This window comes from Rhodococcus sp. NPDC019647 (assembly GCF_044389235.1).
In the GTDB taxonomy this organism is placed as follows: Bacteria; Actinomycetota; Actinomycetes; order Mycobacteriales; family Mycobacteriaceae; genus Rhodococcus_F; species Rhodococcus_F oxybenzonivorans.
Window position 1 is genome coordinate 123,804 of the sequence record NZ_JBIRXS010000009.1, and the last position, 26,813, is coordinate 150,616.

The 26,813-nt window shown below is 66.5% G+C and carries 25 protein-coding genes; 3 read left to right on the forward strand and 22 right to left on the reverse strand.

What is annotated here, in order from left to right:
• Window position 1 precedes the first annotated feature (1 nt).
• Both ilvA and ACH49N_RS18820 read right to left on the reverse strand, forming a co-directional pair.
• Window positions 2-1,351, reverse strand: coding sequence for a threonine ammonia-lyase IlvA (gene ilvA, locus ACH49N_RS18815; RefSeq protein WP_358273845.1), 1,350 nt, complete (start codon window positions 1,349-1,351; stop codon window positions 2-4).
• A gap of 49 nt (window positions 1,352-1,400) precedes the next feature.
• Window positions 1,401-1,835: a nitroreductase family deazaflavin-dependent oxidoreductase gene (locus tag ACH49N_RS18820; RefSeq protein WP_358273844.1), complete on the reverse strand. Its 435-nt coding sequence runs from the start codon at window positions 1,833-1,835 to the stop codon at window positions 1,401-1,403.
• Between the two features lie 144 nt (window positions 1,836-1,979).
• On the opposite strand from ACH49N_RS18820, the gene ACH49N_RS18825 reads away from it, so the two are divergent.
• Window positions 1,980-2,219, forward strand: coding sequence for a hypothetical protein (locus tag ACH49N_RS18825; RefSeq protein ID WP_358273842.1), 240 nt, complete (start codon window positions 1,980-1,982; stop codon window positions 2,217-2,219).
• A gap of 1 nt (window position 2,220) precedes the next feature.
• Here the strand turns inward: ACH49N_RS18825 and dnaE are convergent, their stop codons facing one another.
• The 5 genes from dnaE to lspA form a co-directional block, all read right to left on the reverse strand.
• Complete coding sequence (dnaE, locus tag ACH49N_RS18830; RefSeq protein ID WP_358273840.1) at window positions 2,221-5,757, reverse strand: DNA polymerase III subunit alpha; 3,537 nt, start codon at window positions 5,755-5,757, stop codon at window positions 2,221-2,223.
• 98 nt (window positions 5,758-5,855) lie between these two features.
• Window positions 5,856-6,773, reverse strand: a complete 918-nt coding sequence (gene rarD, locus ACH49N_RS18835; protein ID WP_159921745.1) for an EamA family transporter RarD — start codon at window positions 6,771-6,773, stop codon at window positions 5,856-5,858.
• Entirely contained in the window at window positions 6,770-7,477 is a 708-nt protein-coding gene (locus ACH49N_RS18840) for a hypothetical protein (protein ID WP_358273838.1), read from the reverse strand. Before ACH49N_RS18840 ends, rarD begins: the two co-directional genes overlap by 4 nt.
• Window positions 7,449-8,357, reverse strand: a complete 909-nt coding sequence (locus ACH49N_RS18845; RefSeq protein WP_201453613.1) for an RluA family pseudouridine synthase — start codon at window positions 8,355-8,357, stop codon at window positions 7,449-7,451. The genes ACH49N_RS18840 and ACH49N_RS18845 overlap by 29 nt, the downstream gene beginning before the upstream one ends.
• A 14-nt stretch (window positions 8,358-8,371) precedes the next feature.
• Complete coding sequence (gene lspA / locus ACH49N_RS18850; protein ID WP_358273836.1) at window positions 8,372-8,968, reverse strand: signal peptidase II; 597 nt, start codon at window positions 8,966-8,968, stop codon at window positions 8,372-8,374.
• Between the two features lie 51 nt (window positions 8,969-9,019).
• Between lspA and ACH49N_RS18855 the strand changes: the two genes are divergently transcribed.
• Both ACH49N_RS18855 and ACH49N_RS18860 read left to right on the forward strand, forming a co-directional pair.
• Window positions 9,020-9,973, forward strand: coding sequence for a hypothetical protein (locus ACH49N_RS18855; RefSeq protein ID WP_358273834.1), 954 nt, complete (start codon window positions 9,020-9,022; stop codon window positions 9,971-9,973).
• On the forward strand, window positions 9,973-10,716 hold the full coding sequence (locus ACH49N_RS18860; protein WP_358273832.1) for a sensor domain-containing protein: 744 nt from the start codon (window positions 9,973-9,975) through the stop codon (window positions 10,714-10,716). Before ACH49N_RS18855 ends, ACH49N_RS18860 begins: the two co-directional genes overlap by 1 nt.
• A 97-nt stretch (window positions 10,717-10,813) precedes the next feature.
• On the opposite strand, the gene ACH49N_RS18865 is transcribed toward ACH49N_RS18860, so the two are convergent.
• From ACH49N_RS18865 to ACH49N_RS18935, 15 genes are all read right to left on the reverse strand, one after another.
• Complete coding sequence (locus ACH49N_RS18865; RefSeq protein WP_159921735.1) at window positions 10,814-11,314, reverse strand: hypothetical protein; 501 nt, start codon at window positions 11,312-11,314, stop codon at window positions 10,814-10,816.
• A gap of 155 nt (window positions 11,315-11,469) precedes the next feature.
• A complete protein-coding gene (locus tag ACH49N_RS18870) occupies window positions 11,470-12,804 on the reverse strand; it encodes a DNA polymerase IV (RefSeq protein ID WP_159927138.1) in 1,335 nt (444 codons plus the stop codon).
• Between the two features lie 46 nt (window positions 12,805-12,850).
• Window positions 12,851-16,006: an isoleucine--tRNA ligase gene (ileS, locus tag ACH49N_RS18875; protein WP_358273831.1), complete on the reverse strand. Its 3,156-nt coding sequence runs from the start codon at window positions 16,004-16,006 to the stop codon at window positions 12,851-12,853.
• A gap of 270 nt (window positions 16,007-16,276) precedes the next feature.
• Window positions 16,277-16,492, reverse strand: coding sequence for a hypothetical protein (locus ACH49N_RS18880; RefSeq protein ID WP_213572412.1), 216 nt, complete (start codon window positions 16,490-16,492; stop codon window positions 16,277-16,279).
• A gap of 49 nt (window positions 16,493-16,541) precedes the next feature.
• Complete coding sequence (locus ACH49N_RS18885) at window positions 16,542-17,387, reverse strand: DivIVA domain-containing protein (protein ID WP_159921729.1); 846 nt, start codon at window positions 17,385-17,387, stop codon at window positions 16,542-16,544.
• Window positions 17,388-17,489: 102 nt separating this feature from the next.
• Complete coding sequence (locus ACH49N_RS18890; RefSeq protein WP_005247609.1) at window positions 17,490-17,792, reverse strand: YggT family protein; 303 nt, start codon at window positions 17,790-17,792, stop codon at window positions 17,490-17,492.
• 185 nt (window positions 17,793-17,977) lie between these two features.
• Window positions 17,978-18,655 (reverse strand): cell division protein SepF, encoded by a 678-nt coding sequence (locus tag ACH49N_RS18895; RefSeq protein ID WP_159921727.1) that lies wholly within the window; start codon window positions 18,653-18,655, stop codon window positions 17,978-17,980.
• A 110-nt stretch (window positions 18,656-18,765) separates the two neighbouring features.
• Window positions 18,766-19,551: a YggS family pyridoxal phosphate-dependent enzyme gene (locus tag ACH49N_RS18900; RefSeq protein ID WP_358273827.1), complete on the reverse strand. Its 786-nt coding sequence runs from the start codon at window positions 19,549-19,551 to the stop codon at window positions 18,766-18,768.
• A 30-nt stretch (window positions 19,552-19,581) separates the two neighbouring features.
• A complete protein-coding gene (gene pgeF / locus ACH49N_RS18905; protein WP_358273825.1) occupies window positions 19,582-20,325 on the reverse strand; it encodes a peptidoglycan editing factor PgeF in 744 nt (247 codons plus the stop codon).
• Window positions 20,322-21,518 (reverse strand): cell division protein FtsZ, encoded by a 1,197-nt coding sequence (gene ftsZ, locus ACH49N_RS18910; protein WP_109329280.1) that lies wholly within the window; start codon window positions 21,516-21,518, stop codon window positions 20,322-20,324. Before ftsZ ends, pgeF begins: the two co-directional genes overlap by 4 nt.
• A gap of 210 nt (window positions 21,519-21,728) precedes the next feature.
• Window positions 21,729-22,370: a cell division protein FtsQ/DivIB gene (locus ACH49N_RS18915; protein WP_159927136.1), complete on the reverse strand. Its 642-nt coding sequence runs from the start codon at window positions 22,368-22,370 to the stop codon at window positions 21,729-21,731.
• 233 nt (window positions 22,371-22,603) lie between these two features.
• Window positions 22,604-24,112, reverse strand: a complete 1,509-nt coding sequence (murC, locus tag ACH49N_RS18920; protein WP_358273823.1) for a UDP-N-acetylmuramate--L-alanine ligase — start codon at window positions 24,110-24,112, stop codon at window positions 22,604-22,606.
• Complete coding sequence (gene murG, locus ACH49N_RS18925; RefSeq protein ID WP_358273821.1) at window positions 24,109-25,257, reverse strand: undecaprenyldiphospho-muramoylpentapeptide beta-N-acetylglucosaminyltransferase; 1,149 nt, start codon at window positions 25,255-25,257, stop codon at window positions 24,109-24,111. Before murG ends, murC begins: the two co-directional genes overlap by 4 nt.
• Window positions 25,254-26,645, reverse strand: coding sequence for a putative lipid II flippase FtsW (ftsW, locus tag ACH49N_RS18930; protein ID WP_358273957.1), 1,392 nt, complete (start codon window positions 26,643-26,645; stop codon window positions 25,254-25,256). Before ftsW ends, murG begins: the two co-directional genes overlap by 4 nt.
• On the reverse strand, window positions 26,597-26,809 hold the full coding sequence (locus ACH49N_RS18935; RefSeq protein ID WP_358273964.1) for a hypothetical protein: 213 nt from the start codon (window positions 26,807-26,809) through the stop codon (window positions 26,597-26,599). The genes ftsW and ACH49N_RS18935 overlap by 49 nt, the downstream gene beginning before the upstream one ends.
• Window positions 26,810-26,813: the final 4 nt, after the last annotated feature.

A 26,813-nucleotide genomic window follows, 5' to 3' on the forward strand; every position in this document is an offset into this window, starting at 1 on the left:
CTCAGGTGAGGTAGCGGTACGCCGGACTACCCGGTTCCAACCGCTCTACCTGCATCTGCGAGTGCTCCATCCGCTCGAGGAGGTCGCCGAGACCGTCCGCATTCCCCAACTCGATACCTACCAGGGCGGCGCCGGTCTCACGGTTGTTCCGTTTGACGTACTCGAACAGCGTGATGTCGTCCTCGGGACCGAGCACCTCGTCCAGGAATCGTCGCAGCGCGCCCGGCTCCTGCGGAAAATCGACGAGGAAGTAGTGCTTGAGACCGAGATGCACCAGCGACCGTTCCAGAATTTCGCCATAGCGCGAGACGTCGTTGTTACCGCCCGACACGAGGCACACCACCGTCGAACCGGGTTCGAACGTGATGCTGCCGAGGGCGGCGACGGACAGTGCGCCGGCGGGCTCGGCGATGATGCCCTCGTTCTGGTACAGCTCGAGCATCGTGGTGCACAGGGCACCTTCGTCGAGGTTCGTCATGACGAAACTCTTCGGATCGAGTCGGATCGTCGACCCGTCAGCCTGCAGCAGCGCCGTATGCGAAACGACCTCGGCGCCGAGCGCGGACACGACGGCGAACGGCAGGTCGCCGACCCGCTTCACCGAGGCACCGTCGACGAACGGGTCGATCTCCGACAGCGTGACCGGCGCCCCGGCCACCAGTGCGGCGGTCATCGACGCCGCGCCGGTCGGCTCCACGCCGACGAGGGCAGTCCGCGGCGCGTGAGCGTGAAGATAGGTCGCCATCCCGGCGATGCACCCGCCTCCCCCGACCGGGACGACCACCGCGTCGGGAACCGTGTCGAGCTGCGCAAGGATCTCGGCGGCGATCGTCCCCTGGCCCGCCGCAGTGCGTGCGTCGTCGAACGGTGGGACCATCGTCGCCCCGGTGCGCAGCACATCGGCGGCGGCAGCAGCGGCCGCGGCATCGTAGGTCTCCCCCGTCAGAATGAGTTCGACGAACTCGCCGCCGTGCGCGCGAATGCGGTCGCGCTTCTGCTTCGGCGTACTGGACGGAACATAGATTCGTCCGACGATTCCCATTGCGCGACAGGCGAAGGCCACTCCCTGCGCATGATTGCCCGCGCTGGCCGTCACCACACCCGCCGCACGTTCGTCCGGGGCGAGCTGAGCCATGAGGTTGTAGGCGCCGCGCAGCTTGTAGGAGCGGACCACCTGTAGGTCCTCACGCTTGAGGTAGACATTCGCGCCGGTGAGCGCCGACAGTCGCTCGCTCCATTGCAGCGGCGTGGCGTCGATCACGTGGGAAATTCGCTCGATCGCCGCGTCGATGTCGCCCACGGTCAGGGGCGAAGTGGTGTTGCGGGCTGCGGTATCGGGCGATGTGGACACCCGCATATGTTCCCACCACCACAGCCCGCCGTACCAGCCGGGGCAATTGTCAGGCGGGCTCGAGAACGAAGACGGGAATTTCCCGGTCGGTGTTCTTCTGATAATCGGCGTAGTTGGGGAACGCGGCGACTGCGCGCTCCCACCAGGCTGCCTTCTCCTCGCCGGTCACCTCCCGGGCCACCATGTCCCGTGTCATTTGACCGTCCCGGAGCTCGACGTGCGGATCGGCCTTCAGGTTGTAGTACCACACGGGGTTCTTCGGAGCGCCGCCGAGGGACGCCACGATCGCATACTTTCCGTCGTGCTCGACGCGCATCAGCGGGGTCTTGCGAAGCTTCCCGGATTTCGCGCCGCGGGTGGTCAACAGGACGACGGGCATTCCATTGAGCGTCGTACCTTCGGTGCCGTTGCTCGATTCGATCAACTCCGCTTGATCTGCGGCCCACTTGGACGGACTGGGTTCGTATTCACCTGTGAGTGGCATGCGTCCAGTGAACCCCGACCATCCGGTCTGCGCCACCGAACGCTTCGAATCGACAGCGAGCGCAAGTGTTCGTTGGACCGAACTCCCAGTTGCGCGTACCCTGATCGACACACACGGATCTACGAACAGCGAGGTGAACCCGCGATGACGACTTCCGACACGCCGATCCCTCACATCACAGGCAGCCGGGGTCCCCGCACCGTCGATCTCGCCGGTACCGCGTGGCCCCTCTACAAACTCGAAGCTCTCGCCGTCGGATTGCTGGTTTTCGTGGCCGTTCTGATCATCACCGAGGCCGTGCCGGTGGCCGTCCTCACCGCAGCCGCTGTCGCAGTGGTGGTCTGGTGGGTGCGCCGGCTCTTTCCCGACGCCCCACCCGAATAGGTCACACCGACAGACAGCTGGGCCCGAGCAGCGCCTTGAGGTCGCCCATCAACGCCGACGACGGCTCGACACGCAGCACGTCGTCGACCTTCCACAACGTGATCTCGGTTCCACCGATCAACCGCACATGCACGTCCGAGGTTCCCGGGTGCCGAGTGAGTACCTGCCGGAGCGCGCCCAGCTTGTCTTTGGTGCACTGACGCAACGGGAGGCTCACCGCCAGCGGCTTGGCGACACCGACTGCCGAAAGGTCCGGCACTGCAAGGTCGTTCGCGATAAGTGAGATGCGGTCGTCACGGACAGACACCCGCCCCTTGACGAGGACGACGGAATCCTCGGTGACGTCCATCCCGTAGACCGAGTATGCCTGCGGGAAGAACAGCACCTCGATACCGCCCGACAGATCCTCGAGCTGTGCCGACGCCCACGTCAGACCGTTCTTGTTGATCCGCCGGTTGACCGAGGCGAGGATACCGCCGACGGTGACCTGGGCGCCGTCCTTCACATCGCCTTCGAGGATGGCCGGAATCGCCGTATCGGACTGGGCGGACAGGACGTGCTCGACGCCGTTGAGCGGATGCCCCGAAACGTAGAGCCCCAACATCTCGCGTTCCAACGCCAGTCGGTGCTTGCTGTCCCATTCCTCGTCGGGAATCTTGACGTTGAACACCGAGGAGATCGATTCGTCGGCGTCGTCGCCCCCGAACAGGTCGAACTGGCCGATGGCCTCCGCCTTCTTGGTACCCATCACCGCGTCGATCGCGTCGGCATGGACGAGCATGAGTCCCTTGCGGGGATGGCCGAGCGAGTCGAACCCACCCGCCTTGATCAACGATTCGGTGACCTTCTTGGAGCAGGCTGCGGCGTCGATCTTGTTGAGGTAGTCCGAGAAGTCCACGAACTTGGACTTCTCCTTCCTCGCCTTGATGATCGACGCGACCACATTGGCCCCGACGTTGCGCACCGCTCCCATGCCGAAGCGGATGTCTTCGCCGACCGAGGCGAAATTGACCTCCGACTCGTTCACGTCGGGCGGCAACACCGTGATACCCATCTTGCGGCAGTCGGCGAGATAGATGGCGGCCTTGTCCTTGTCGTCGCCTACCGAGGTGAGCAGGCCCGCCATGTACTCGGCGGGGTAGTTGGCCTTGAGATATCCCGTCCAGAACGACACCAGTCCATAGCCGGCGGCGTGAGACTTGTTGAAGGCGTAGCCGGCGAACGGGAGGATGGTGTCCCACAACGCCTTGATCGCCGGCTCGGAGAAGTTGTTGGCGAGCATGCCCTCGCGGAACCCGGCGTACGCCTCCTCCAGCACGGAGAGTTTCTTCTTACCCATGGCCCGACGGAGAATGTCGGCCTGCCCCAGCGAGTACCCGGCCACCTTCTGAGCGATCTGCATGATCTGCTCCTGGTAGACGATCAGCCCGTAGGTGTCGGCGAGAATCTCCTTCAGGGGCTCCTCGAGCTCCGGGTGGATGGGCTTGACCTCTTGGCGACCGTTCTTGCGGTCGGCATAGTCGTTGTGCGCGTTCATGCCCATCGGGCCCGGCCGATACAACGCGAGCACCGCGACGATGTCCTCGAAGCCGGTGGGCTGCATGCGGCGCAGCAGGTCCCGCATGGCGCTGCCGTCGAGCTGGAAGACACCGAGAGTGTCACCCCGCGAGAGCAATTCGTAGGTTGCCGGATCGTCGAGCGGTAGCGTGTCGAGGTCGAGGTCAATGCCTCGGTTGGCCTTGATGTTGTCGATGGCATCACCGATGACGGTGAGGTTTCGAAGGCCGAGGAAGTCCATCTTGAGGAGGCCGATGGCCTCACACGAGGGGTAGTCCCAACCGGTGATGATGGCGCCGTCCTGGGCGCGCTTCCACACCGGAATGGCGTCCATCAACGGCTCGGACGACATGATCACCGCGCAGGCGTGGACGCCCGCGTTGCGGATCAGGCCTTCGAGACCCTTGGCAGTCTGGTAGATCTTCGCGACGTCCGGGTTGGAGTCGATGAGGGCACGAACCTCCACCGCTTCCTTGTACCGCTCGTGATTCGGATCGGTGATGCCCGACACCGAGATGTCCTTGGCCATGATGGGCGGCGGCAGCGCCTTGGTGATCTGATCGGCGATCGCGAATCCCGGCTGACCGAACTGGACCCTGGCGGAGTCCTTGATGGCCGCCTTCGTCTTGATGGTGCCGAACGTGATGACCTGAGCCACCCGGTCGCTTCCCCACTTGTCGGTGGCGTAGCGCACCATTTCACCGCGCCGACGGTCGTCGAAGTCGATATCGATATCGGGCATCGACACGCGCTCGGGGTTGAGGAACCGCTCGAACAGCAGACCGTGTGGGATCGGATCGATATTGGTGATACCCATCGCGTACGCCACGAGCGACCCTGCGGCGGAACCTCGGCCGGGACCCACGCGGATACCCACCTCACGCGCGTGGTTGATCAGGTCACCGACGACGAGGAAGTATGCCGGGAAACCCATTTCGAGGATGACGCCGATCTCGTAATCGGCGCGGGCGAGGTACTCCTCGGGCGGCCCGTCGGGGAACCGGCGGTCCAGTCCGCGCATGACCTCCTTGCACAGCCAGGTGCCCTGCGTCTCGCCCTCGGGGACCGGGAAGATCGGCATCCGGTCGTGGTGCGCCCACACGTCGTCGTACGACTGGACACGCTCGGCGATCAGCAGCGTGTTGTCGCACGCGCCGGGCACCTGGTCGTCCCACAGTGCCCGCATCTCCGCGGCGGACTTCAGGTAGTAGCCGTCGCCGTCGAACTTGAACCGGGTGGGATCGGACAGCGTCTTACCGGTCTGGATACAGAGGAGGGCCTCGTGGTTCTCCGCGGCGTCCTTGGTGACGTAGTGGCAGTCGTTGGTGGCGAGCGGCGGAATGTCGAGCTTCTTGCTGATCTCGAGCAGTCCCTCCCGGACCCGCCGTTCGATCGACAGACCGTGGTCCATCAGTTCGAGGAAGAAGTTGTCCTTGCCCCAGATCTCCTGCCACTTCGCGGCGGCTTCGAGGGCCTCCCGGTCGTGACCGAGCCGTAGGCGTGTCTGGATTTCACCGGACGGGCATCCGGTGGTGGCGATGATGCCCTCGTGGTAGGTGGCGATCAGCTCCTCGTCCATGCGCGCCCACTTGCCGAGCTGCCCCTCGATCGACGCGAGGGAGGACAGCTTGAACAGGTTTCGCAGACCGGTGGCGTTCTCGGCAACCATCGTCATGTGGGTGTACGCACCGCTACCGGAGACGTCGTCGGACTTCTGGCTGCGGTCACCCCACAGAACCCTTTTGGTGTTGAAACGGGATTCGGGAGCAACGTAGGCCTCGATCCCGATGATCGGCTTGATGCCCTGCTTCTTCGCCACGTTGTAGAACTCGCTGGCACCGTACATGTTGCCGTGGTCGGTCATTCCCACCGCGGTCATTCCCAACCGCTCGGCCTCTTCGAACAGGGGGCCGACCTTGGCCGCACCGTCGAGCATCGAATACTCGGTGTGATTGTGCAGATGTACGAACGAGTCAGCCACGTGCGCCTCTCTGAAGGTCTGGGAGCCTCACGAGTGTAGGCCCTCGAACCGACACCACCCGCCGCTGCGGCGGGGTGTCGGCGAACTCGTGACGAGAGTTACTGGACGGGCTCCTGTGACGATCGCGCCGACTGTCTTCCGCGCCGAACACGCACCAGCGCATCGGTAGTGAAGATCGCAAGTGCCACCCAGATCAACGCGAATCCGATCCACCGGGAGGCCGGCATGTCCTCGTGCAGGACCGCGACGCCCCACATCATCTGCAGGGCAGGTGTCAAGTATTGCAACATTCCGAGCGTGCGCAGCGGCACTCGCTGCGCGGCAGCACCGAACAGCAGCAGCGGAAGCGCGGTCACCGGGCCGGCGGCGATGAGGAGCAGGCTGTGACCTGGCCCGTGCCCGAGGAACGTGCCGGTGCCGACGACCGACAGGTAGACGAGATAGCCGAGCGCGATCGGTCCCGCAACGATGCCTTCGGCGGTGAGACTGGTCCTCGGGTCCAGCGGCATCACCTTCTTACAGAGCCCGTACAGCGCGAAGGACAGCGCCAGGGTGAGCGCGATGTACGGCGGATGTCCGTAGTCGACGGTGATCACGACGACCGCCGCGGCGGCGAGCGCGAGGGCCACGATCTGCGCCGGCACCAGACGCTCCCGGAAGATCACTACCCCCAGCAGAACACTCACCAGCGGGTTGATGAAGTAGCCGAGGGCAGTCTCGACCACCCGATCCGACGTCACGCCGTAGATGTACGTGCCCCAGTTGATCGCGATCAATGCCGACGCCGCGGCGACGAGGAGCCATGTCCGCACCCCGAGTCCGCGCAGCGAGCGGATGCGCCCGGACGCCCACAGCACCACGAGCATCAGGGCCAGCGTCCACACCACCCGATGGGCGAGAATCTCGACCGACCCCGCCGGGCCGAGAATTCCGAAGAACGCGGGAAAAGCACCCCAGAGCGCGTAGGCACCGACTCCGCAGGCAACGCCGACGGTTTCCGCCTTCCGCGCTGTCACGGGCCACCTCCGGATACCACCGCACCGTCGTCAGGGCCGGGCGAGACCGTCTCGGCCTGCTCGGGCAGAAGAGGCCGAATCGCGAAACGCCCGAACACCGCGTCGGCGTGCAGCGCCTCGACAGCGCGGACCGCCGAGGTCGAGCGCAGTGCGCCCAACCGGTCGAGGTCCCCCCGCACCACGATGCCGATCACACAGGCGCAGTCGCGCGCGAACTCCTGGGAGGACACCGCAGCAATGTTCCCCTGCCGGACCGTCTCGCCGGTCATGCGCTGGACCCGGGCGGACGCCAGGACGTGTGCGCGTTCGATCGCTGCGGCACCCGAGGCGACCGACACCGGCACCAGCGGCGTCTGGACCCGGTCGAGGGGAAGCCGAAACAGCAACTGTGACACCCGCACCGTGGCCGCGACCTCGAGCACGGTGTCGGAGGACACCGGCCGGGCGAACGACACCAGGGCCCAGTGCTCGTTCCCGGGCGGCTGTTCCAGCGTTCCGGCCGCACGAGCCACATAATCGGACACCACTTCGCCGTTGTCCGGACCGAGAGCATCTGACGTGACGAGCGGGGCTCGAACCGGATTGGCGATTCCCAGCACGATCACCAGGAGCAACACCACCGCGATGGTGACACCGACCGGGACGGCGACTCCGGTCGGGCGGCCGCGGATCACCTCAGCTGGACCGGAGAACCTCGAGAGCATCCTCGAGGTCTTTCGGATACTTGGACGTGATTTCCACCCACCGCCCGTCCGCCGGATGCGCGAAGCCGAGCGATCGAGCGTGCAACCACTGGCGCTCGAGACCGAGCCGTTCCGCCAGCCGGGGGTCCGCGCCATAGGTGAGGTCACCGCAGCACGGATGCCGTAGAGCCGCGAAGTGCACGCGGATCTGGTGGGTCCGTCCCGTCTCGAGGTGAATGTCCAGCAGGCTCGCCGCCTGAAACGCCTCCACGGTGTCGTAGTGCGTGATGCTGGGCTTGCCGTCCGCGGTGACCGTGAACTTCCAGTCGTTGCTGCGATGCCGTCCGATCGGTGCGTCGATGGTTCCGCTACTCGGATCGGGGTGACCCTGCACGAGGGCGTGATACCGCTTGTCGATGGTCCGCTGTTTGAATGCGCGCTTGAGAAGCGTGTAGGCGCGCTCGGAGGTGGCCACCACCATCACGCCCGACGTGCCGACGTCGAGCCGATGGACGATGCCCTGCCGTTCGTGCGCACCCGACGTCGAAATCCGGAAACCTGCGGCGGCCAGGCCGCCGATCACCGTGGGACCGGTCCAGCCCACACTGGCATGGGCGGCCACACCGACCGGCTTGTCGACTGCGACGACGTCGTCGTCGGCGTACAGAATTTCCATACCCTCGACGGGTTCCGCCTCGATCGTCAGCGGGCGCGGCGGCTCCGGGAGTTCCACCTCCAGCCACGTCCCGGCCGAGAGTCGATCGGATTTTCCGACGGGCGCTCCGTCGACGAGAACCGACCCGTCCTCGGTGAGCTGCGCGACTGCGGTCCTCGAGAGCCCGAGCAGTCGCGCGAGGCCGGCGTCGACCCGCATCGAGTCGAGCCCGTCCGGGACCGGCATCGACCGAGTTTCCCTCACTTCTTCTCCACCTTCCGAGTTCCGTCCGGTTCGAGGCCTATCAGGGTGAGCACGACGAGTAAGACCGCACCGCACACGATGCCGGAGTCGGCCACATTGAACACCGGCCACCAGCCGACGGAGACGAAGTCGACGACGTGCCCCTGCATCACTCCCGGTGCCCGGAAGAAACGGTCGACCAGGTTGCCCAGGGCGCCACCGAGGACGAGTCCCAGACCGAGCGCCCACCACGGTGACCGCAGAGTCCGTCCGATGCGCACGACCCCGATGACCACACCGACGGCCACCAGCGTGAGCAACCACGTCATGCCCGTGGCCATCGAGAATGCGGCACCCGGGTTGCGCACGAGACGCAGGGTGACCACGTCGCCGATCACCCGAACCGACTCCCCCGGCTCGATCTTGGCAACGGCGAGCACCTTGGTCACGAGGTCGGTGATCAGCACGACACCGGCGATCACGAACAGCAACCGCATGCGCTGATACCGTGCAGCCGCGGGCGCGGAGGTGGTGGTCGTGTCGGTGTCGTTCCGGTCTTCGGCGGCGGTGTCGTTCTCGGCCGCGGGGTCTTGACTCACCCGTCCATCATCCACTACGCGGGCAAGCCGCCGTTCACGCGCTCCCGTGCCCACTAACCTGGGGGCGTGCCACTGTTCTCGAAAGCTTCGCGACCCGGTTCCTCTCTCCTCGCCGCAACACTCTCCCTGGTCGCTCTGGCCGCGGGCTGTGGAAGTGACGACGACTCCTCGCAGGCAGGTCCCGCGGGAACCACGTCGACCACCGCCGAGGTGACGGTCCCCATCTCCGCGACGACCGTCCGGCTGACTCGGCCCGGTGACGAGCCGCGAGAGGTGCTTCAGCGCCGGCCGGCGGTAGACGGCGCCCAGCAGGTGCAGCTGACCACGGGCGCCGAGGTATTCCAGCGGATCGACGATCAGCCGGTCCAGGACTTTTCCTCCCCCGAGATCACGGTGCCCCTCACCGCGGTGGTCACACGCCCGACCGACGACGCCGACGGGGCCATCGCCCTCGACCTCACGCTCGGCGCCGTGACGAGTCCGGACTCCCGCCTGGCGAGCGCCCTGGAAGCGAGCAAGGGATCCGGGGCCGGCTTCACGTTCGATTCGACCGGCGCGATCACCGCCCTTCGCCTCCGTCCTGCGGCCGAATCGCAGGACATAGCGCGTTCGGCAATCGAGCAGGCGTTCTATCAGGCGGTGTACCGCACTATCGCCTTCCCCGCCGAACCCGTCGGCATAGGAGCGCAGTGGACCATCCATCAGAAAGTCATGAGCGGCATCGCCCTGGATCAAACCACTGTCGCCACCCTCACCGCCCGCGACGGGAACCGGGTGACCATCGACTACACCGTCGACCAGACACCGCAGTCACCGATCTGGCAGCTCCCCGGTGAGGCGGGGACCCTGAACGTCGACCAGTACGTCATGCGGGGGGCGGGCACGACGACCGTCGATCTCGGCCTTCCCCTGCCTGTCGCCGGGACGGTGACCGTGTCCGGTGAGCAGCAATACAGTGACCCGGAGGGCGCCACCCTTCTGCGGCAGACCACCTCGAACCGGGTGCAGTGGGGATCCTGATGCGCGCCAGTGCCATCGCTGCCGTTCTGACAGCCCTCGCAGTGTCGGCGTGCTCGTCCGCCGCAGACAGCGAACCGGGATCCGAGGAGTTCCTCGCACCGCTCGGCCCGATGGTCACGGCGCCCCCCGACGCCTCCGGTGCTCCGTTCACCGATTCGGCCGTGCTACGGGCTGCACTGCTCGACGTCGGTGACCTTCCCGTCGGCTTCTCCCCCGTCGCCGACCCCGAGGAGGACCTCGGACTCCCGCCGGCCTCCGAGGCCGCGCAGTCCGACAAGTCGAGCACCGACCCGGCCCTGTGCAGCGCCGTCCTGTCCCCTGTTGCGGATCAGCATCCCGGCGCCGCTGCGTCCGCGTCGGCCTGGTTTCAGGGCCCGAACTTCACGACCGTCGATCAAGATGCGGCGAGCTACCCCACGGCCGCCGACGCGGCACAGGCGTTCACCGACATCCAGACCACCCTCGCCCAGTGCACCGACTACTCCGGCACGGACGCAGACGGGGTGGACGTGCAGTACCGGGTCGGCGGCCGGGACGGACGACCCGCGGGCGATGCGTCGACCGGGTTCCGGCTCGTCACCACCAGTGACGGCTTCAGCCTCGTCTCGGATGTGGTCGTCGCGATGACCGGAAGCACCGTGACCCAGTTGGTGGCCACCGGGCAGGAGCCGATCGACGAGGGCGTCTTCGAGGACATGACGCACGCCGCCGTGAGCAAGCTCGCGTCCGCGCCTGCCAGCTGAGCGGCCGACTCGAAACGACCGATGCCGGCGTCCCGTGACGGGACGCCGGCATCGGCACCTACTTTTTATCGGTCCGTCGGGACCGGATCGTCTTCGATCAGGCGGGGCACGCCGGCGAGGTCAGCTGCGCGAGCGACACGATCTGGCACGCGGTGACCTTCGACAGCTTCCATTCGCCGTTCTCGCCCGGGATGAAGATCGCGGGCAGACCACCCTGCTGAACCTGGCCGTTGACGGTCAGCTGCAGCTGGCCACTGGCGGTGCCGTCACCGTTGTCGATGACCGGGTCGAGCACGGTGACCTCGGCGTTGTTTGCCTTGGCTGCGGCGGCGACCTGGTTGATCAGCTGAGGGTCCTGCTCGGAGCCCTCGACCATGACCGACTTCTCCTCGAGGGGCGTGTTGGGATCGAGACCCTTGACGAGCAGAGCGTTGAGTTCGGCGGCGGTGGGCACCTCGATGGCTTCCGAGGTTTCGGCTGCGGAAGTCGTGGTGGTCGTGGTCTTGGTCGCCGTGTCGCTGTCGTCCGAACCACAGGCGGACATCGTGAGGGCTGCGGCGATCGCTACTGCGGCAACCGTGATCTTACGAAGCTTCAACTGAATAACCTCTTCATTCTCGGGTGTTCGTTCTCGGGCGAACTCAGCATCGAAGTGCTGCATCCTGGGGCAACATTACCCAAGGGTAAGCACCAGCCCCCGAGGCTACCTTCTCGCCGAGCCACCCTCCACTCCGTCCCAGCCAGGCCGGAACCTCAGGCGAGGGAGCCCTCCACTCCTGCGTGCTCGAGTTGCTCGTCGTCCTCCTTGAAGGTGCGGGCTATGCCGGGACCTGTTGTGCGCGTTTCGAATCGGACGGTCACGACACCATGCCCCGCCCCCTGGACCCACCCGTGCCCGAAGTCGGGGTGCCTCACGTCCAGACCCGGATGCCATCGTCGATCGGGTTCGCGTGCCGGGATCGGCTGCACGGGCGACACCGCGTCGCCGCCTTCGTTTCGCGTCGCCGCCGAGTCCGGATAGCCGGGCACGTCCAGATCCAGTTCGGGGAACAGCGACCCTTGCCGCACCGTCGACAGACCGGCGAAGCCGACCCCGACAAGGCGTACGGGACCGAGCTCGAGAGGGTCGATCACCTGCCGCTGAGCCGCGGCGACCAGGGTGGGACGATCCAGGGTGGCGTAGGGCAAGGTGACCGATCGGGTGACGATGCTCATGTCCGCCTTCTTCAACTTGAGCACCACCGTCCGTGCCGCGCGGCCGTCCTTCTGCAGGCGCGCGAAGGCGGAACCCGCACTCGACTCGACCGCTCCCCGAAGCTCCGCGAGGGTGACGATGTCGGTGGCATAGGTGGTCTCGGCACTGACCTGTTTCGACTCGGCCCGCTCGGCAACTGGCCGATTGTCGATCCCCCGCGCCAGCCGGTGCAGGCCGGGGCCGATCGTGGTGCCGAGAATGGAAGCCACCTCGGATTCGGGAGTGCGCGCGAAACTTCCGATCGTCTCGATGCCGAGGCGTTTGAGCTTGTCCTCGGCGACGGGACCTATGCCCCACAACTTTCGCACGGGCAACCCGTCGAGCAACTCCTGCTGTTCCTCCGGCGCGATGACGGTGATTCCATTCGGCTTGGCCAGACCGGACGCGATCTTTGCCACCTGCTTGCCGGATCCCGCACCGATCGACGCGACCAGTCCGGTTTCTTCGAAGACCAGGGCGCGCAGGGCTTCGCAGTACCGGCGGACAGTGGCCGGGTCCACCCCGGCCAGCTCCGCCGGTTCACCGAACGCCTCGTCCATCGACAGCTGCTCGAGCACGGGCATGGGGCCACGCAGCGCATCGAACACGGACTTGCTCAACATCCCGTACAGCCGGCCGCGCGGCGGCAACACGACGGCACCGGGCCCGACGAGTCGCCGGGCCTGGTGCATCGGCATCGCGGAACGGGCGCCGAACACCCGCGCCTCGTAACTGGCCCCGGCGACCACCCCACGACCGCCGAGCCCACCGACGAGCACCGGGCGGCCACGCAACGTCGGCCGGGTGAGCTGCTCCACGGAGGCGAAGAAGGCATCCATGTCGAGGTGCAGCACCCATCGACGACTCACCTGGTGCAACCTACCCGCGTGGTCCGACAGATCACACCTTCGAGATGGCCGCCCGCACACCCTCACCGAGCTCGACCGCGTCGGCGGGCGCCTCTGCCAGTTCGAGCTCGACAGCGAGGATCTCGCCCGCGATCAGCTCGCGGTGAGCACGTGCCCAGTCCCGCCGTTCGGCCGGGACCTCGAGCACCACGGTGATCCGGTCCGACACGTCGAGGCCCGCCGCCCGGCGCGCATCCTGCAACTCACGGATGCGGTCCTTCGCCCAGCCCTCGGCTTCGAGTTCCTCGGTGACGGCGGAGTCGAGAACCACCAGGCCGGCCCCATCAGGCAGGGCTGCCGTCGACTCCGGTTCGGCGGCGACCAGCCGCTGCGTGTACTCCTCCGGCAGCAACTCGATCCCCGCCGCGGTGACGACGCCGTCCGAGTTCTCCGACCAGTCACCGGCCTTCACGGCCTTGATGACGGTCTGCACGTCCTTGCCCAGGCGCGGCCCCGCGGCACGCGCGTTGACGACGAGCTCGAAACGGCCGTGCACGTCCACATCCGTCGTGAGGTCGACCTTCTTCACATTCACCTCGTCGGCAATCAGTCCCAGGTAGGGGCGCAGACGCTCGGCGTCGTCCGCGGCCACCGTCACCTCCGGCAGCGGCAACCGCACCCGCAGGTTCTGGGCCTTCCGCAGACCCAGCACCGTCGAACACACCGACCGAACCTCGTCCATCGCCGACACCAACTCCGCATCCGCCGGCAAATCACCTGCGGCCGGCCAGTCGGCGAGGTGCACGGACCGTCCGCCGGTGAGCCCACGCCAGATGACCTCACTGATCAGCGGCAGCAACGGAGCGGCGAGCCGGGTGACCACCTCGAGCACCGTGTGGAGGGTGTCGACGGCGTCCTTGTCCTCGTCCCAGAAACGCGAACGCGACCGCCGCACATACCAGTTCGTCAACGCATCACAGAACGTGCGCAGTTCGTCGCACGCCCCGGCGATGTCGTTCGTCTCGAGCGCATCGGTGATCACGTCCCTGGTGCCGGCCAGCTTGGCGAGGATGTACCGGTCGAGGACGTTGGTCGAGTCGGTCCGCCACTGACCCGGCTTCGGCGCGTACAGCTGCAGGAAACTCCAAGCGTTCCACAACGGCAGCAGCGCCTGCCGGACACCCTCACGGATGCCCTGTTCGGTGACCACGAGATTTCCGCCCCGCAGGATCGGCGAAGACATGAGGAACCACCGCATGGCGTCCGAACCGTCGCGCTCGAACACCTCCTTGACATCCGGGTAGTTGCCCTTCGACTTGCTCATCTTCAGTCCATCGTCACCGAGGACGATGCCGTGGGCCGCAACCGTCTTGAACGCGGGACGGTCGAACAATGCCGTCGCCAGCACGTGCAGCGTGTAGAACCAGCCGCGGGTCTGGCCGTTGTACTCCACGATGAAATCGCCCGGGAAGTGCGCGGTGTCATCCCCCGTCGCCCCAATGAACCACTCACGGTTCTCGAACGGGTAATGCACCTGGGCGTACGGCATCGACCCGGATTCGAACCAGCAGTCGAGCACCTCGGGCACGCGACGCATCATCGACTTCCCCGTCGGATCGTCCGGGTTCGGGCGCACGAGGTCGTCGATCATCGGCCGGTGCAGATCGGTCGGGCGCACGCCGAAGTCGCGCTCGAGCTCGTCGAGCGAGCCGTACACGTCGGTCCGCGGATAGGCCGGGTCGTCGGAGACCCACACCGGGATGGGGCTGCCCCAGTACCTGTTCCGGCTGATGTTCCAGTCTCGGGCACCCTCGAGCCACTTGCCGAACTGTCCGTCGCGGATGTGCTCCGGCACCCAGGTGATCTCCTGGTTCAGTTCCACCATCCGATCGCGGAACTTGGTGACCGCGACGAACCACGACGGGACCGCCATGTAGATGAGCGGCTGCCCGCTGCGCCAGCTGTGCGGATACGAGTGCTCAATCGTCTCGTGCCGCAGCAACTTTCCAGCAGCCTTGAGGTCCTTGATGATCGCCGGGTTCGCGTCGAACACCAAGAGCCCCTCGTAGGGCGGCACCATCGACGTGAACTTGCCACCCGCGTCGAGCGGCTGGACCAATTCGATGCCGTTGCGGAGGCAGTAGTCGTAGTCCTCCTCACCGAAAGCCGGGGCCATGTGCACGATTCCGGTACCGGACTCGGTGGTGACGTAGTCGGCCGAGATGACGCGGTGCGCGTTCTCGTGACCGGCGAAGAAGTCGAACGGCGGGTCGTAGTGCAGACCGATGAGGTCGGCCCCCGTGTGCTCGGACAGCACGTCCGGCGAGTCCCCGAGTTCCCGCGCGTAGTGGCCCAGACGATCGCGGGCGAGCACATAGCGTTTCCCGTCGAGACCCGACACCTGCACGTAGTCGATGTCGGGGTGCACCGCGATCGCGAGGTTGGACGGCAGCGTCCACGGCGTCGTGGTCCAGATGATCGCGTTCGCGCCGTCCAGCGGGCCCTCACCGCGCAGCGGCATGTCGACGGTGACGGCCGGGTCCTGACGCATCTTGTAGGCGTCGTCGAGTCGGGTCTCCTGATTCGACAGCGGCGTCTGCTCGTACCAGCTGTACGGCAGTACGCGGAAACCCTGGTAGATCAGCCCCTTGTCGAACAACTCCTTGAAGGCCCACATGACCGACTCCATGAAGTCGAGGTCCAGGGTCTTGTAATCGTTGTCGAAGTCGACCCACCTGGCCTGACGGGTGACATAGTTGCGCCACTCGTCGGTGTATCGCAGAACCGAGGACTTGCAGTATTCGTTGAACTTCTCGAGACCCATGACGTCGATCTCGGACTTGTCCTTGATGCCGAGCTGCTTCTCCGCCTCGAGTTCGGCCGGAAGGCCGTGGCAGTCCCAGCCGAACCGGCGCTCGACCTTCTTGCCGCGCATGGTCTGGAAACGTGGGATGAGGTCTTTGACATACCCGGTCAACAGGTGACCGTAATGCGGAAGACCGTTGGCGAACGGCGGGCCGTCGTAGAAGACGAATTCCTCGGCACCTTCACGCTGTGTCACGGACGCCCGGAAAGTGTCGTCCTCGTCCCACCCCGCGAGCACACGCTGCTCCACCTGAGGGAACTTGACGCCCGCATCCTGCGGAACGCCGTAATCGACCTTCGGGTAGGACTCGTTGGTGCTGGTGACGTTACTGGTGGTGCTCACCGCGATCTCCTCGTGCCTGACGTACTCGGCACGGGGACGACGGGGACGCCTCCTGCGTCACCACCGCGGTACCACCCCGCTTGCACTCCGAGGAGTGCCTCTCACTAGCGGGCTGTGACGGGCCCACCCGTTCGGTTCTACTGAGCCTGCGTACGGCCGTTCTTCCGAAGGCTCCCCGGTGATGGCCGGATCGACGCCGTGGTTGTCTCGCTATCTGAAATTGCTCGCTCTACGTAGTGTAGTCGTCCTCGCCGTGGGAAACCGGCGCGGTCAGTCACTCGACGGGTCGGTGGGCGGAACTGAATCGGTACCGCGGCCGGACACCGCTGCCGTCCGCCTGCCCGCGAGGGCACTGATCAACAGCAGCACCGCACCCGCGACGCACACCACGATGCATCCCCAGGCCCAGATGACCGAACCGGTCATCAGAGCGACCACCAGGAGGGCGAACCCCACCGCTGCAAGAACGAGTGTCACGACCAGCACGGCTCAACCTCTATCCGGGCCGCTGGCTGGGCAACTACCGCACGCTCAGTCAGCTATTGCCCTTGGCGTAGGACTGGCTGTAATTCGACTGCGATCCGCCCTGCGCGAACGAATCCTGACCACCGTCCACCGGAACGGCGGAACCCCGCTGCTCCAGCTCCTCGAGCTGCGACTCCAGGTACGACTTCAGCCGCACGCGGTATTCACGCTCGAAGGTCTTGAGCTGCTCGATACGACCCTCCAGCACCGACCGCTGCTGGTTGATCGTCGCCATGATCTCGGTGTGCTTCTTCTCCGCGTCCGCCTGCAGTGCGTCGGCCTTCTCCTTGGCCTGCCGCAGCTGGGTCTCGGAACGAGTCTGCGCGTCCGTGATCAGCGCCTCGGACTTCTGCCGAGCATCCGCAATCATCGATTCCGAACGCTGCCGCGCGTCGCTGACCAGCTGCTCCGAATTGGTGCGGGCATTACCGAGAAGCTGCTCGGATTCGGTCTTCGCATCGCTGGTGAGGCGATCAGCCATCTCCTGGGCGAGCCCGAGCACCTTGGCGGCCTGCATATGAGCGTCCGCTCCCTGCGGTGCCGCCTGCGGAGCCGCGGCGGCCGGGGCCGGTGCGGGCGCCGGCGCCTTGGGCTGCTCGACGACACGAGCGGGCTCGGCCTTGGGCGCAGGCGTTGAGGCTGCGCCGGACGGGCGCGGGGCCTTCTTCGCATCGGCGAGTTCCTTGTCGAGCTCACCCACTCGCTGCCGAAGGTCGGCGTTCTCCTCGATCAGGCGCGACAACTCTTGCTCGACAAGGTCGAGAAACGCATCGACCTCGTCTTCGTTGTAGCCCCGCTTACCGATCGGCGGCTTGCTGAACGCGACATTGTGCACATCAGCTGGAGTCAGCGGCATGGAAGGATCCCTTCACGCGTCATTTGGCGGTCTAGCAAGCATTCAGTTACAGCGCAGTCTACGTAACGGTGAACCAACACTGGATCAATGGGGTCCATTCTGTCACACCAGACCCGTAGCACGCGCTTGCCCCTGAACGATCGACATCAGGATGAAGACGATGAACAGCAAGACCATGATGGATAGATCCAACCGCACCCCGCCGAGATTTATCGGGGGGATCAACCGCCGCAGCAGCTTGACCGGCGGATCTGTGACCGTAAATATCGCCTCGAGAATGACGACCACGACGCCGGTCGGCCGCCAGTCCCGAGCGAAGGTCCGTACGAACTCGACGATGATTCTGCCGATGAGAAGCAGCCAGAAAACGAACAGTATCAAATAGATCACCGAGAACAAGGCCACACCTTCACTCTGCCTGAAACAGTTCGGTCTATCAAAACTGGCCGCGTGACCAGGGCACTCTGCACCTCAGCCACCGCAGCCCGCGTGATGTCCGAACGTCCCGATCCCGATGATCACCCTTCGGTTTCCCTGACCGCTTCGCCTATGCCTGCTGCACGCAGTGCCTATTTCCGCTGCACGCCGTGCTACTTCTGACTGTAGAAGCCCGTCTCGGCGATCCGGCGGCGCTCCTCGGCCGAGACGTCGATGTCGGCGGGTGAGAGCAAGAACACCTTCGTTGCCACCTTGTCGAAGGAGCCGCGCAAGGCGAACGCGAGGCCCGCCGCGAAGTCGACGAGACGTTTCGCGTCGGCGTTGCTCATCTCCACGAGGTCCATGATGACCGGGGTGCCGTCGCGGAAGCGCTCACCGATGGTGCGCGCCTCGCTGTAGTCGCGGGGTCGCAGCGTCGTGATCTTCGAGAGCGGACCGCCCTCGTCGAAGAGAGGTCCGCGGCGGCTTTCCACCCGCTCGGATCGAGTATCGACCGCGAGCGCACCGCGGGTGCTCCCCCGGACCGACCCACTCACGCCGGGGCGCGCCGAACGCACAGCCACAGGCTCGACCCGCGACGCGTGCCGCGGGCCTTCATAACGGTCGAACTCGTCGTCGAGGTCGTCGCGCCGACCCGGGGCATACGCAGCCTTGCTGAACGAAGGCTCGGCGAAGTCCCGGTCGTCGCGGTCGAGATACGGATCACGTCCACCGTCCCGTACCGGGCGTGCAGGCCTGCGCGCAGGCTCCGGCTCGTCCAGGTACTCGTCCTCGTAGTCGTCGAGGGGAACCATGCCGAAGTAAGCCTTGAACTTGTGCAGACTGCTCATTGATCGACCTTCCTTGGCGCGGCGGACAGGATCCCGCTACGACCGGTCGCAGCGGTGTGGACGGGTTGGCGATCACCCAGCCGACTTTCCTTCGAGGCTCGCCTCGGCGATCATTTCGAGGTTATAGGCCTCGCGCCCAACAGAGCGGTTCCGACACGCACGCACGTCGACCCGTGTCGGACAGCGTGCTCGAGATCATTCGTCATCCCCGCTGAGAGCTCCGTCGCATCGGGATGCTCCAGGCACAACCGGGCGTGAATGTTGTGCAGCTCCTCGAATGCCGCATCCGGGTCGGCCTCGATCGGCGGGACGGCCATCAGACCGCGGAATTCGAGGTGTGGAGCCGACCGAACCTGCGCCGCAAGGCTTTCGAGGTCGCCCACCACAGCGCCGCCGCGCTGCGGATCACCGTCGAGGCTGACCTGGAGCAACACCCGGAGCGGCTCCGTGCGTTCTCCCGCCTCGACGGCAGCGGTCGCTGCCTTACCGAGCGCGCCGACCAGTCGCTCGCTGTCCACCGAGTGAATTGCGTACGCCCACTGGGCGATCGCCCGGGCCTTGTTGCGTTGCAGGTGGCCGATCATGTGCCACCGCACCGCCGGGTCCGGATTTCGGGCGCGGAACTCGCCGATCTTCGCGGTCGCTTCCTGCTCACGCGACTCACCGAACTCGCGGCAACCGAGTTCATAGAGGATGCGGGCATCGGACTCCGGGAAAAACTTGGTGACCGGGAGGAGCGTCACCTCCGAGGGTTCGCGTCCCGCCGCACGGCACGCCGCATCGAGCCGCTCGCGGACAGCCCCGAGCGCACCCGAGATCTGCGCGACACGGTCACCCGCTCCGCTCGCCTCCGGAACACGGTTGCCCGCTCCGCTCGCCTCCGGAACACGATCCATCGCCGTCAACTCCCACACCCTCTCGCGCGCCTACCTGCCGCCCTGCCCAGTATCCATCCAGATCACCGCTGCGAGCCGGCCGGTCGGTGCCTCCCGCCGATGACTGAAGAGGGTCCGGTCCTCGATGGTGCAACGCGGATCCTCGGCGACACCTGACACTCCCGCGTCGAGCAGTTGCCTGCGGATGCCGGCCCGCAGGTCGAGACCGGGGGTCCCCTTCACCGTGCGGGTGGCACTGCCGGGAAGGTACTTTTCGACATCCGCCTGCATCGCGGCGGGAACCTCGTACTGGCGTCCACTCGCGGCCGGGCCGAGGAAGGCACCGATCCGTCCGATCCGGGCGCCCTGCTGCACCATCACCTCGAGAACCCGGGGGACGATACCGATGCGTGCACCGATCCGTCCGGCGTGCACGGCCGCGATGACGCCCGCCTCCTCGTCGGAGAGCAGGACGGGCACACAGTCGGCGCTGAGTGTGGCCAGCGCCAAACCCGGGACCGTGGTCACCAACGCGTCTGTTGCCGGCACAGCCGTATCGGTCGGTCTGTCGACCACCGTCACCGTGCGACTGTGAATCTGTTCCATCCAGATCAGGTGGTCGAACGGAACACCGATCTTGTCGGCCAGCCGACGACGGTTGGCCTCTACCGCGCCGGGGTCGTCCCCCACGTGGTCACCCAGATTGAAGGACTCGTACGGTCCGACGGAGTGCCCACCTGCACGTGCGGTGACGACGCGGCGAACCCGGAATGCGGGACCCGACGGCGACGTCAACGACGCATGAAGGAGGGCACGTCGACGTCGTCTTCGCCCTCCTCGTCGGACACCGGCACGGGCCGGGAAGAGCCGTTTCCGGACAACGGAGGCAGACTGCTCGCGCTGTGCGAGCTGATCGTCTCGCGTGTCACGGACATCGGCTCACCGCCCTGCGGCTCCGCGCCCTGGTTCACTTCACCCGCGCGTCCGGCCCCGATGGCGCTGCGGCCGGCGGCGGTGGACTCGACCGGACGACGGGCCGGCGTGCCGCCGTCGAATCCGGCGGCGATGACGGTGACTCGCACCTCGTCACCCAGCGAGTCGTCGATCACGGTGCCGAAGATGATGTTGGCATCGATGTGCGCCGCTTCCTGGACGAGCGAGGCGGCCTCGTTGATCTCGAACAGTCCGAGGTCGCTGCCACCCGCGATCGACAGCAGGACGCCGCGCGCACCCTCCATCGATGCTTCGAGCAGAGGTGAGTTGATCGCGGACTCGGCAGCCTTGATGGCACGCCCCTCACCGCGCGAGGACCCGATGCCCATCAGCGCGCTACCGGCCCCGGACATGACGCCCTTGACGTCGGCGAAGTCGACGTTGATCAGACCCGGGGTGGTGATGAGGTCGGTGATGCCCTGAACACCGTTGAGGAGGACCTCGTCGGCGCTACGGAACGCATCCATGAGGCTCACCGCGGCGTCACCGAGCTGAAGAAGGCGGTCGTTCGGGATGACGATGAGGGTGTCGCACGATTCGCGCAGCGACTGGATGCCGGTATCGGCCTGCCCGCCGCGACGCTTCCCCTCGAACGAGAAGGGCCGGGTCACCACACCGACGGTCAGGGCCCCGAGCTTGCGCGCGATACTCGCGACGACGGGGGCGCCGCCGGTACCCGTACCGCCGCCCTCACCGGCCGTGACGAACACCATGTCGGCGCCCTTGAGCACTTCCTCGATCTCGTCCTTGTGGTCTTCTGCGGCCTTGCGGCCGACTTCGGGATCCGCGCCGGCTCCGAGGCCGCGGGTGAGTTCACGGCCGACGTCGAGCTTGACGTCGGCATCACTCATCAGCAGCGCTTGCGCGTCCGTGTTGACGGCAATGAACTCAACTCCCTTGAGTCCCTGCTCGATCATCCGGTTGACTGCGTTCACGCCGCCGCCGCCGATGCCGACGACCTTTATTACGGCGAGGTAGTTGTGCGGGGGCGTCATCGGCTCTCGCCTTCCATGAGTGTGTATCACGCTTTCGTACAAATCAGTCGGGTAAACTCTCAACCTGAACCATAGGGTTACGGTTATGTCAAGTGGTCGACTAGAGCGAAACGCTATGCACCGTCATCGGGATACGCCATTAGGCGCGCCGAGACTCGCCGAGTTATTTGACGAACTCGCTCGCGGGAGCCAACTACGAATTTCATTCCCCTACCGCACCGTCGGGAGATCAGGACTCGACACGTCGTACGTCTGCCCGGGCTGAGTCAGCAGGGGCAAGGTGACCGCCGCCTTGCGTTCGGACTTCTCCGTGCCGCCCCACACCACGACGCGGCCGTCGAGCAACGTCACCGAGATGTCCGAAATGGATTTGGCCGCAACCTCACCCACCTGCCCGCGCAATTGCGGCGGCATCGACTCGAGCACCTCGAGCGCAGCCGCGGTACTGGGATCACCCCACCCGGGAGTGTCGGTCACCAGGCGAGGAACGCCGGGAGGCGGTGGCGCAATCTCGTAGTCGACAGCGTCGGCGTCCAGAAGATGCGTGCCGTCGGGAGTATCGACGAACACGACCGGCACGCGTTCGGTCACCGTCACCCGGATGGTGGACGGATACATTCTCTGCACGCGGGCGGTAGCCACCTTGGGGATCGCGGCGACCCGTTGCGCGGCCGCCACGGTGTCGACGCGCAGCAGTGGCTGCCCCTGCGGCACGGCGAGTACCTGTCGAATCTGTTCCTCGGGAATGCTCGTGGCACCCGCGACATCGGTGGACCGGACCGACAACAGCGGCGTGAACCAGGCCACCAGACCGAGCGCCACGACCACCACGACACCGATCAAACCGGTCACCGCCGGCCTGCGATACCACGGCCGTCCCGGCCCCTGCTCCACGTCCGGAGATGCTGCGGCCGGGACCGATCCGCGCGGTCTGCGAGTGGACGGGTCACCGCCCGGCGGCGTCCGGCGCGACCCAGTCCTGGTGCCGGAACTCCGCGCGGAGGCGCCACCGGGCCGCGGACTGCGCTGGGTGTCGCGGCGAACCGGGCGATCCGGCCGTTCCGGGCGGCCTCGGCGCTCCCGGCTCATCGCGAGGCGTTGTGTGGGGCCGCGCGCAGCGCGTCGAGAATCTGGTTTCCGAGCATCGTGACGTCACCGGCACCCATCGTGATCACGACGTCGCCGGGTTCGGCCAACCCCGCCACCTGACGCGGCGCCTGCGACAGATCGGGCTGATAATGCACCGGCTTGGTCACCGACAATGCGACCAGGGCGCCACTGACACCGGGCATGGGTTCCTCCCGCGCCCCGTACACGTCGAGCACCACGACCTCGTCGGCGAGATCGAGAGCATGCCCGAACTCTTCCGCGAAAGTTGCTGTCCGCGAATAGAGATGTGGCTGGAACACGACGATCACTTTGCCCCGGCGGACCGATTCCTCGGATTCTCGCCGATCCGCCTCGTGCGGCTGGCGCACCAGATCCGCGGCGGCGCCGAGCACCGCACGTACTTCGGTGGGATGGTGCGCATAGTCGTCGAACACCCGAACGCCACGCTCACGACCGGTGAACTGGAACCGGCGGTGTACACCGCCGAAACCGGCGATTCCTTCGAGGATCTCGTCGACGTCGGCACCGGCCTCGCGGGCAGCGAGAAGTGCGGCCAGCGCGTTGAGTGCCATGTGCCGTCCCGGGACACCCATCCGGATGGTCCGCGGACTCCGCTCACCGGCCAGCTGGAACTGCAGCACTCCCCCCACATCTCTGGCCTCGAAACTCAGCAGCCGGGCACCGACCTCGATTCCGTCGACGGAGTCGAACGGAGCGGCGGACGACTCTGCGCTGCCGTAGCCGACCACTCGCACACCCGGGAGGTTCCGCGCGCTCACCCGTGACGCGAGCGCTGCCGAACCGGGATCGTCGAGACAGGTGACGAGGAGCCCGCCGGGCGAGAGCCGATCGGCGAAATCGTCGAAAACCTGGGTATATGCCTCCGGGCTTCCGAAATAGTCGAGATGGTCGGCCTCGACGTTGGTGACGACGACGACATCGGGGTCGTACTGGAGAAGCGAACCGTCACTCTCGTCGGCCTCGGCGACGAACACGTCACCGCTGCCGTGATGTGCGTTGGTCCCGGCTTCGTTCAGCTCGCCGCCCACCGCGAAGGAGGGGTCGTAACCGCAATGCTGGAGCGCCACCACCAGCATCGACGTCGTCGACGTCTTACCGTGGGTGCCCGACACGAGCAGGGTCCGGTGACCGTGCATCAACGATGCGAGTACCGCCGGGCGCAGGATCACGGGGATGCCGCGCCGCGCGGCCTCGACCAGTTCCGGGTTGTCCTTCGGGATGGCGGCGTGCGTGGTGACGACCACGGTGGGTCCGCCGGGCAAGAGATCGAGTGCGCTGGCGTCGTGGCCGATGCGCACGTTCGCGCCGCGAGCGCGGAGGGCCAGCACGCCGCGGCTCTCCTTGGCGTCGGATCCGGACACCTGGCCCCCTCGGGCCAGCAGTATCCGGGCGATCCCGGACATTCCGGCGCCACCGATCCCCACCATGTGGACACGTTCGAGGTGCGCGGGCAGGTCGGTCATCGGGTTTCCTTCGTCAGCGCGGCCACGTCGAGAACAATCTGCGCAACCTCGGCGGCTGCGCTACGGTGACCCGCTCCCGCCGCGCGCCGCCCCATGTCCGCGAGCCGCGCGGGGTCGCGCAGCAGCGGGATCACGGTGTCCGCGACGAAGGCGGCGGTCAGGTCGCCGTCACGGACAATCATTCCACCTCCCGCTTCGACGACTGGCCGCGCATTGAGTTCTTGCTCACCGTTGCCGTGCGGCAACGGCACGTACAGCGCGGGGAGACCCACAGCCGACACCTCCGCGACCGTCATCGCACCCGATCGGCAGATCACCGCGTCGGCAGCCGAATATGCCAGATCCATCCGCGACAGGTACGGGACGGCCACGTAGGGCGGACCGCCTGCGGAGTCGGGGACGTCCAGGGTGTTCTTCGGACCGTGTGCGTGCAGGACGGCGATCCCCGCCGCCGCGAGCGACTCCGCCGCCCCCGACACCGTCTCGTTGAGCGACCGCGCACCCTGCGACCCACCGAACACGAGCAGCACTGGTCCCTCGGCGGGAAGCCCGAAGTGGGCCCGGGCCTCACTGCGTAATCCCGCCCGGTCGAGACCGGTGATGGATGCCCGCACGGGTATACCGACGATCTCGGCCTCCGCCCGGCCGCGCGCCTTCACACCGGAACCCGCCACCGCCGCGAGGACCCGTGCAGCACGGCGAGCGCCGATCTTGTTGGCGATGCCCGCGCTCGCGTTCGCCTCGTGCACCACGATCGGGATTCTGCGTCGCCGCCGCAGTAGACCGGGACCCGCGGCCAGGTACGCCGGAAGAGCGACGTAACCGCCGAAACCGACGATCACGTCGGCCCCGGTCTCGTCCATCACCGCACGGGTACGACGAACCGAATGCAGCACCCGGCGCGGGAGCCGCAGCAGGTCGAGGGTGGGTTTACGGGGAAGTGGCACCGGCGGAATGAGTTCCAGCGGATAACCGCGCTCCGGAACCAGGGTGGTTTCGAGACCGCGCGCCGTCCCCAGCGCCGTCACCACCACATCCCCGTCGATCACCTTGATCGCATCGGCCACCGCCAGAGCCGGTTCGATGTGTCCGGCGGTTCCACCACCGGCCACGATCACCGACAGAGTGGGCTTCTCGCCGCTCACCTACGAAATCCTCGCTCTCCTGCTCGGCCACCCGAGCTTCGCTGCTGGCGCACACCGCGGTCAGGTGTGCGGGCATTGCCGCGTTCCGCGCGGCCCTTGTCGTATGTGATGCTCCGGGTGCGGGCTGCCATCTCGCGTCCGGCCTGCCGCCGTGCCTCGGCCCGTCGCACCGCCTCCGCCCGGGCAGCGTCTGCCCGCACCGGTGAAAATGCCTCGGGCTTCGGAAGACGCAGCATTCGCCCGAAACGGCCGTCCTGACCCGAATGCAGCGCCGCTACCGCCTCCGGCTCGTGCCGGGCCGCATTCGCCACCACGCCGAACATGAACAGCGTCGTCGCCGTCGACGTTCCCCCGGCGGACACGAGCGGCAACTGCAGTCCGGTGACGGGGAGCAGCCCGATGACGTACCCCACATTGATGAACGCCTGACCGGTGATCCACACCGTGGCCGTACCCGTGAGCAAGCGCAGGAAGGGATCGGCCGATCGTGCGGCGATGCGCAGCCCCGTGTACACGAACAACCCGAAGAGTCCCAGCACGGCGGCACCACCCAGGAAGCCCAGTTCCTCACCGATGATGGCGAAGATGAAGTCGTTGTGCGCGTTGGGGAGATAACTCCACTTCGCGCGGCTCTGCCCCAGTCCACGCCCGAGAATTCCGCCGTCGGCCAGCGAGTACATCGCCTGGCGTGACTGATAACCGATACCCTGCGGATCCTCGTCCGGATTGAAGAAGGCCCGGACCCTCGCCGAACGGTAACCGGCTGTGAGAGCGAGAACGACCACCCCGGCGAGGCCGGTTCCCACGATGCCCAGGAACAACTTGAGCGGCAGACCTGCGAACCACAGCAAGGCCATCAGGATGATGGCCAACGAAACCGTCGTTCCGAGGTCGGGCTGCAAGATGATGAGCACGAACGCCAACAGCGCCGCGGGAACGAGTGGGACCAGCATGTCGCGGATCCCGACCAGGTCGCTCCGGCGTGACGCCAGGATGTGCGCACCCCAGATGGCGAGCGCGATCTTCGTCAACTCGGCCGGCTGCAGCGACACACCGCCGACGACGAACCATCCCCGGGTGCCCTGGGACACCGTTCCGATACCGGGTATGAGCACCAGTATCAGAAGAACGATCGTTGCCGCGAAGGCGGGAAAGGACAGCGCGCGCATCACCCGTACCGGGATGCGCAACGCGACGAAGAACAGGATCATGCCGACGCCGGCGAAGATTGTTTGCCGGGTGAACAGCGTGTAGGCCGAGCCGTCGTTGGCATACGCCTCGACGCTCGACGACGACAGCACCATTACCAGCCCCAGCACCGTGAGCAGAAACGCGATGGTCACGACGAGGTGGAACGACGCCAGTGGTCTGGCCAGCCACGCACCGATCCGGGTGCGGGGAGGGCGCGGCGGCGAAGTGCGGGTTCGCGGACCCTGCGGCGGGCGGCGGGGCGTAGCCGAGCGCGGAGAACCGTCCTGCGAACGCGGGCCTGCGGGAGAGCGAGGCCGTCCTGCATCACCGGCACGGCCCCGAGGTGGGTCACTGCGACCACGTTC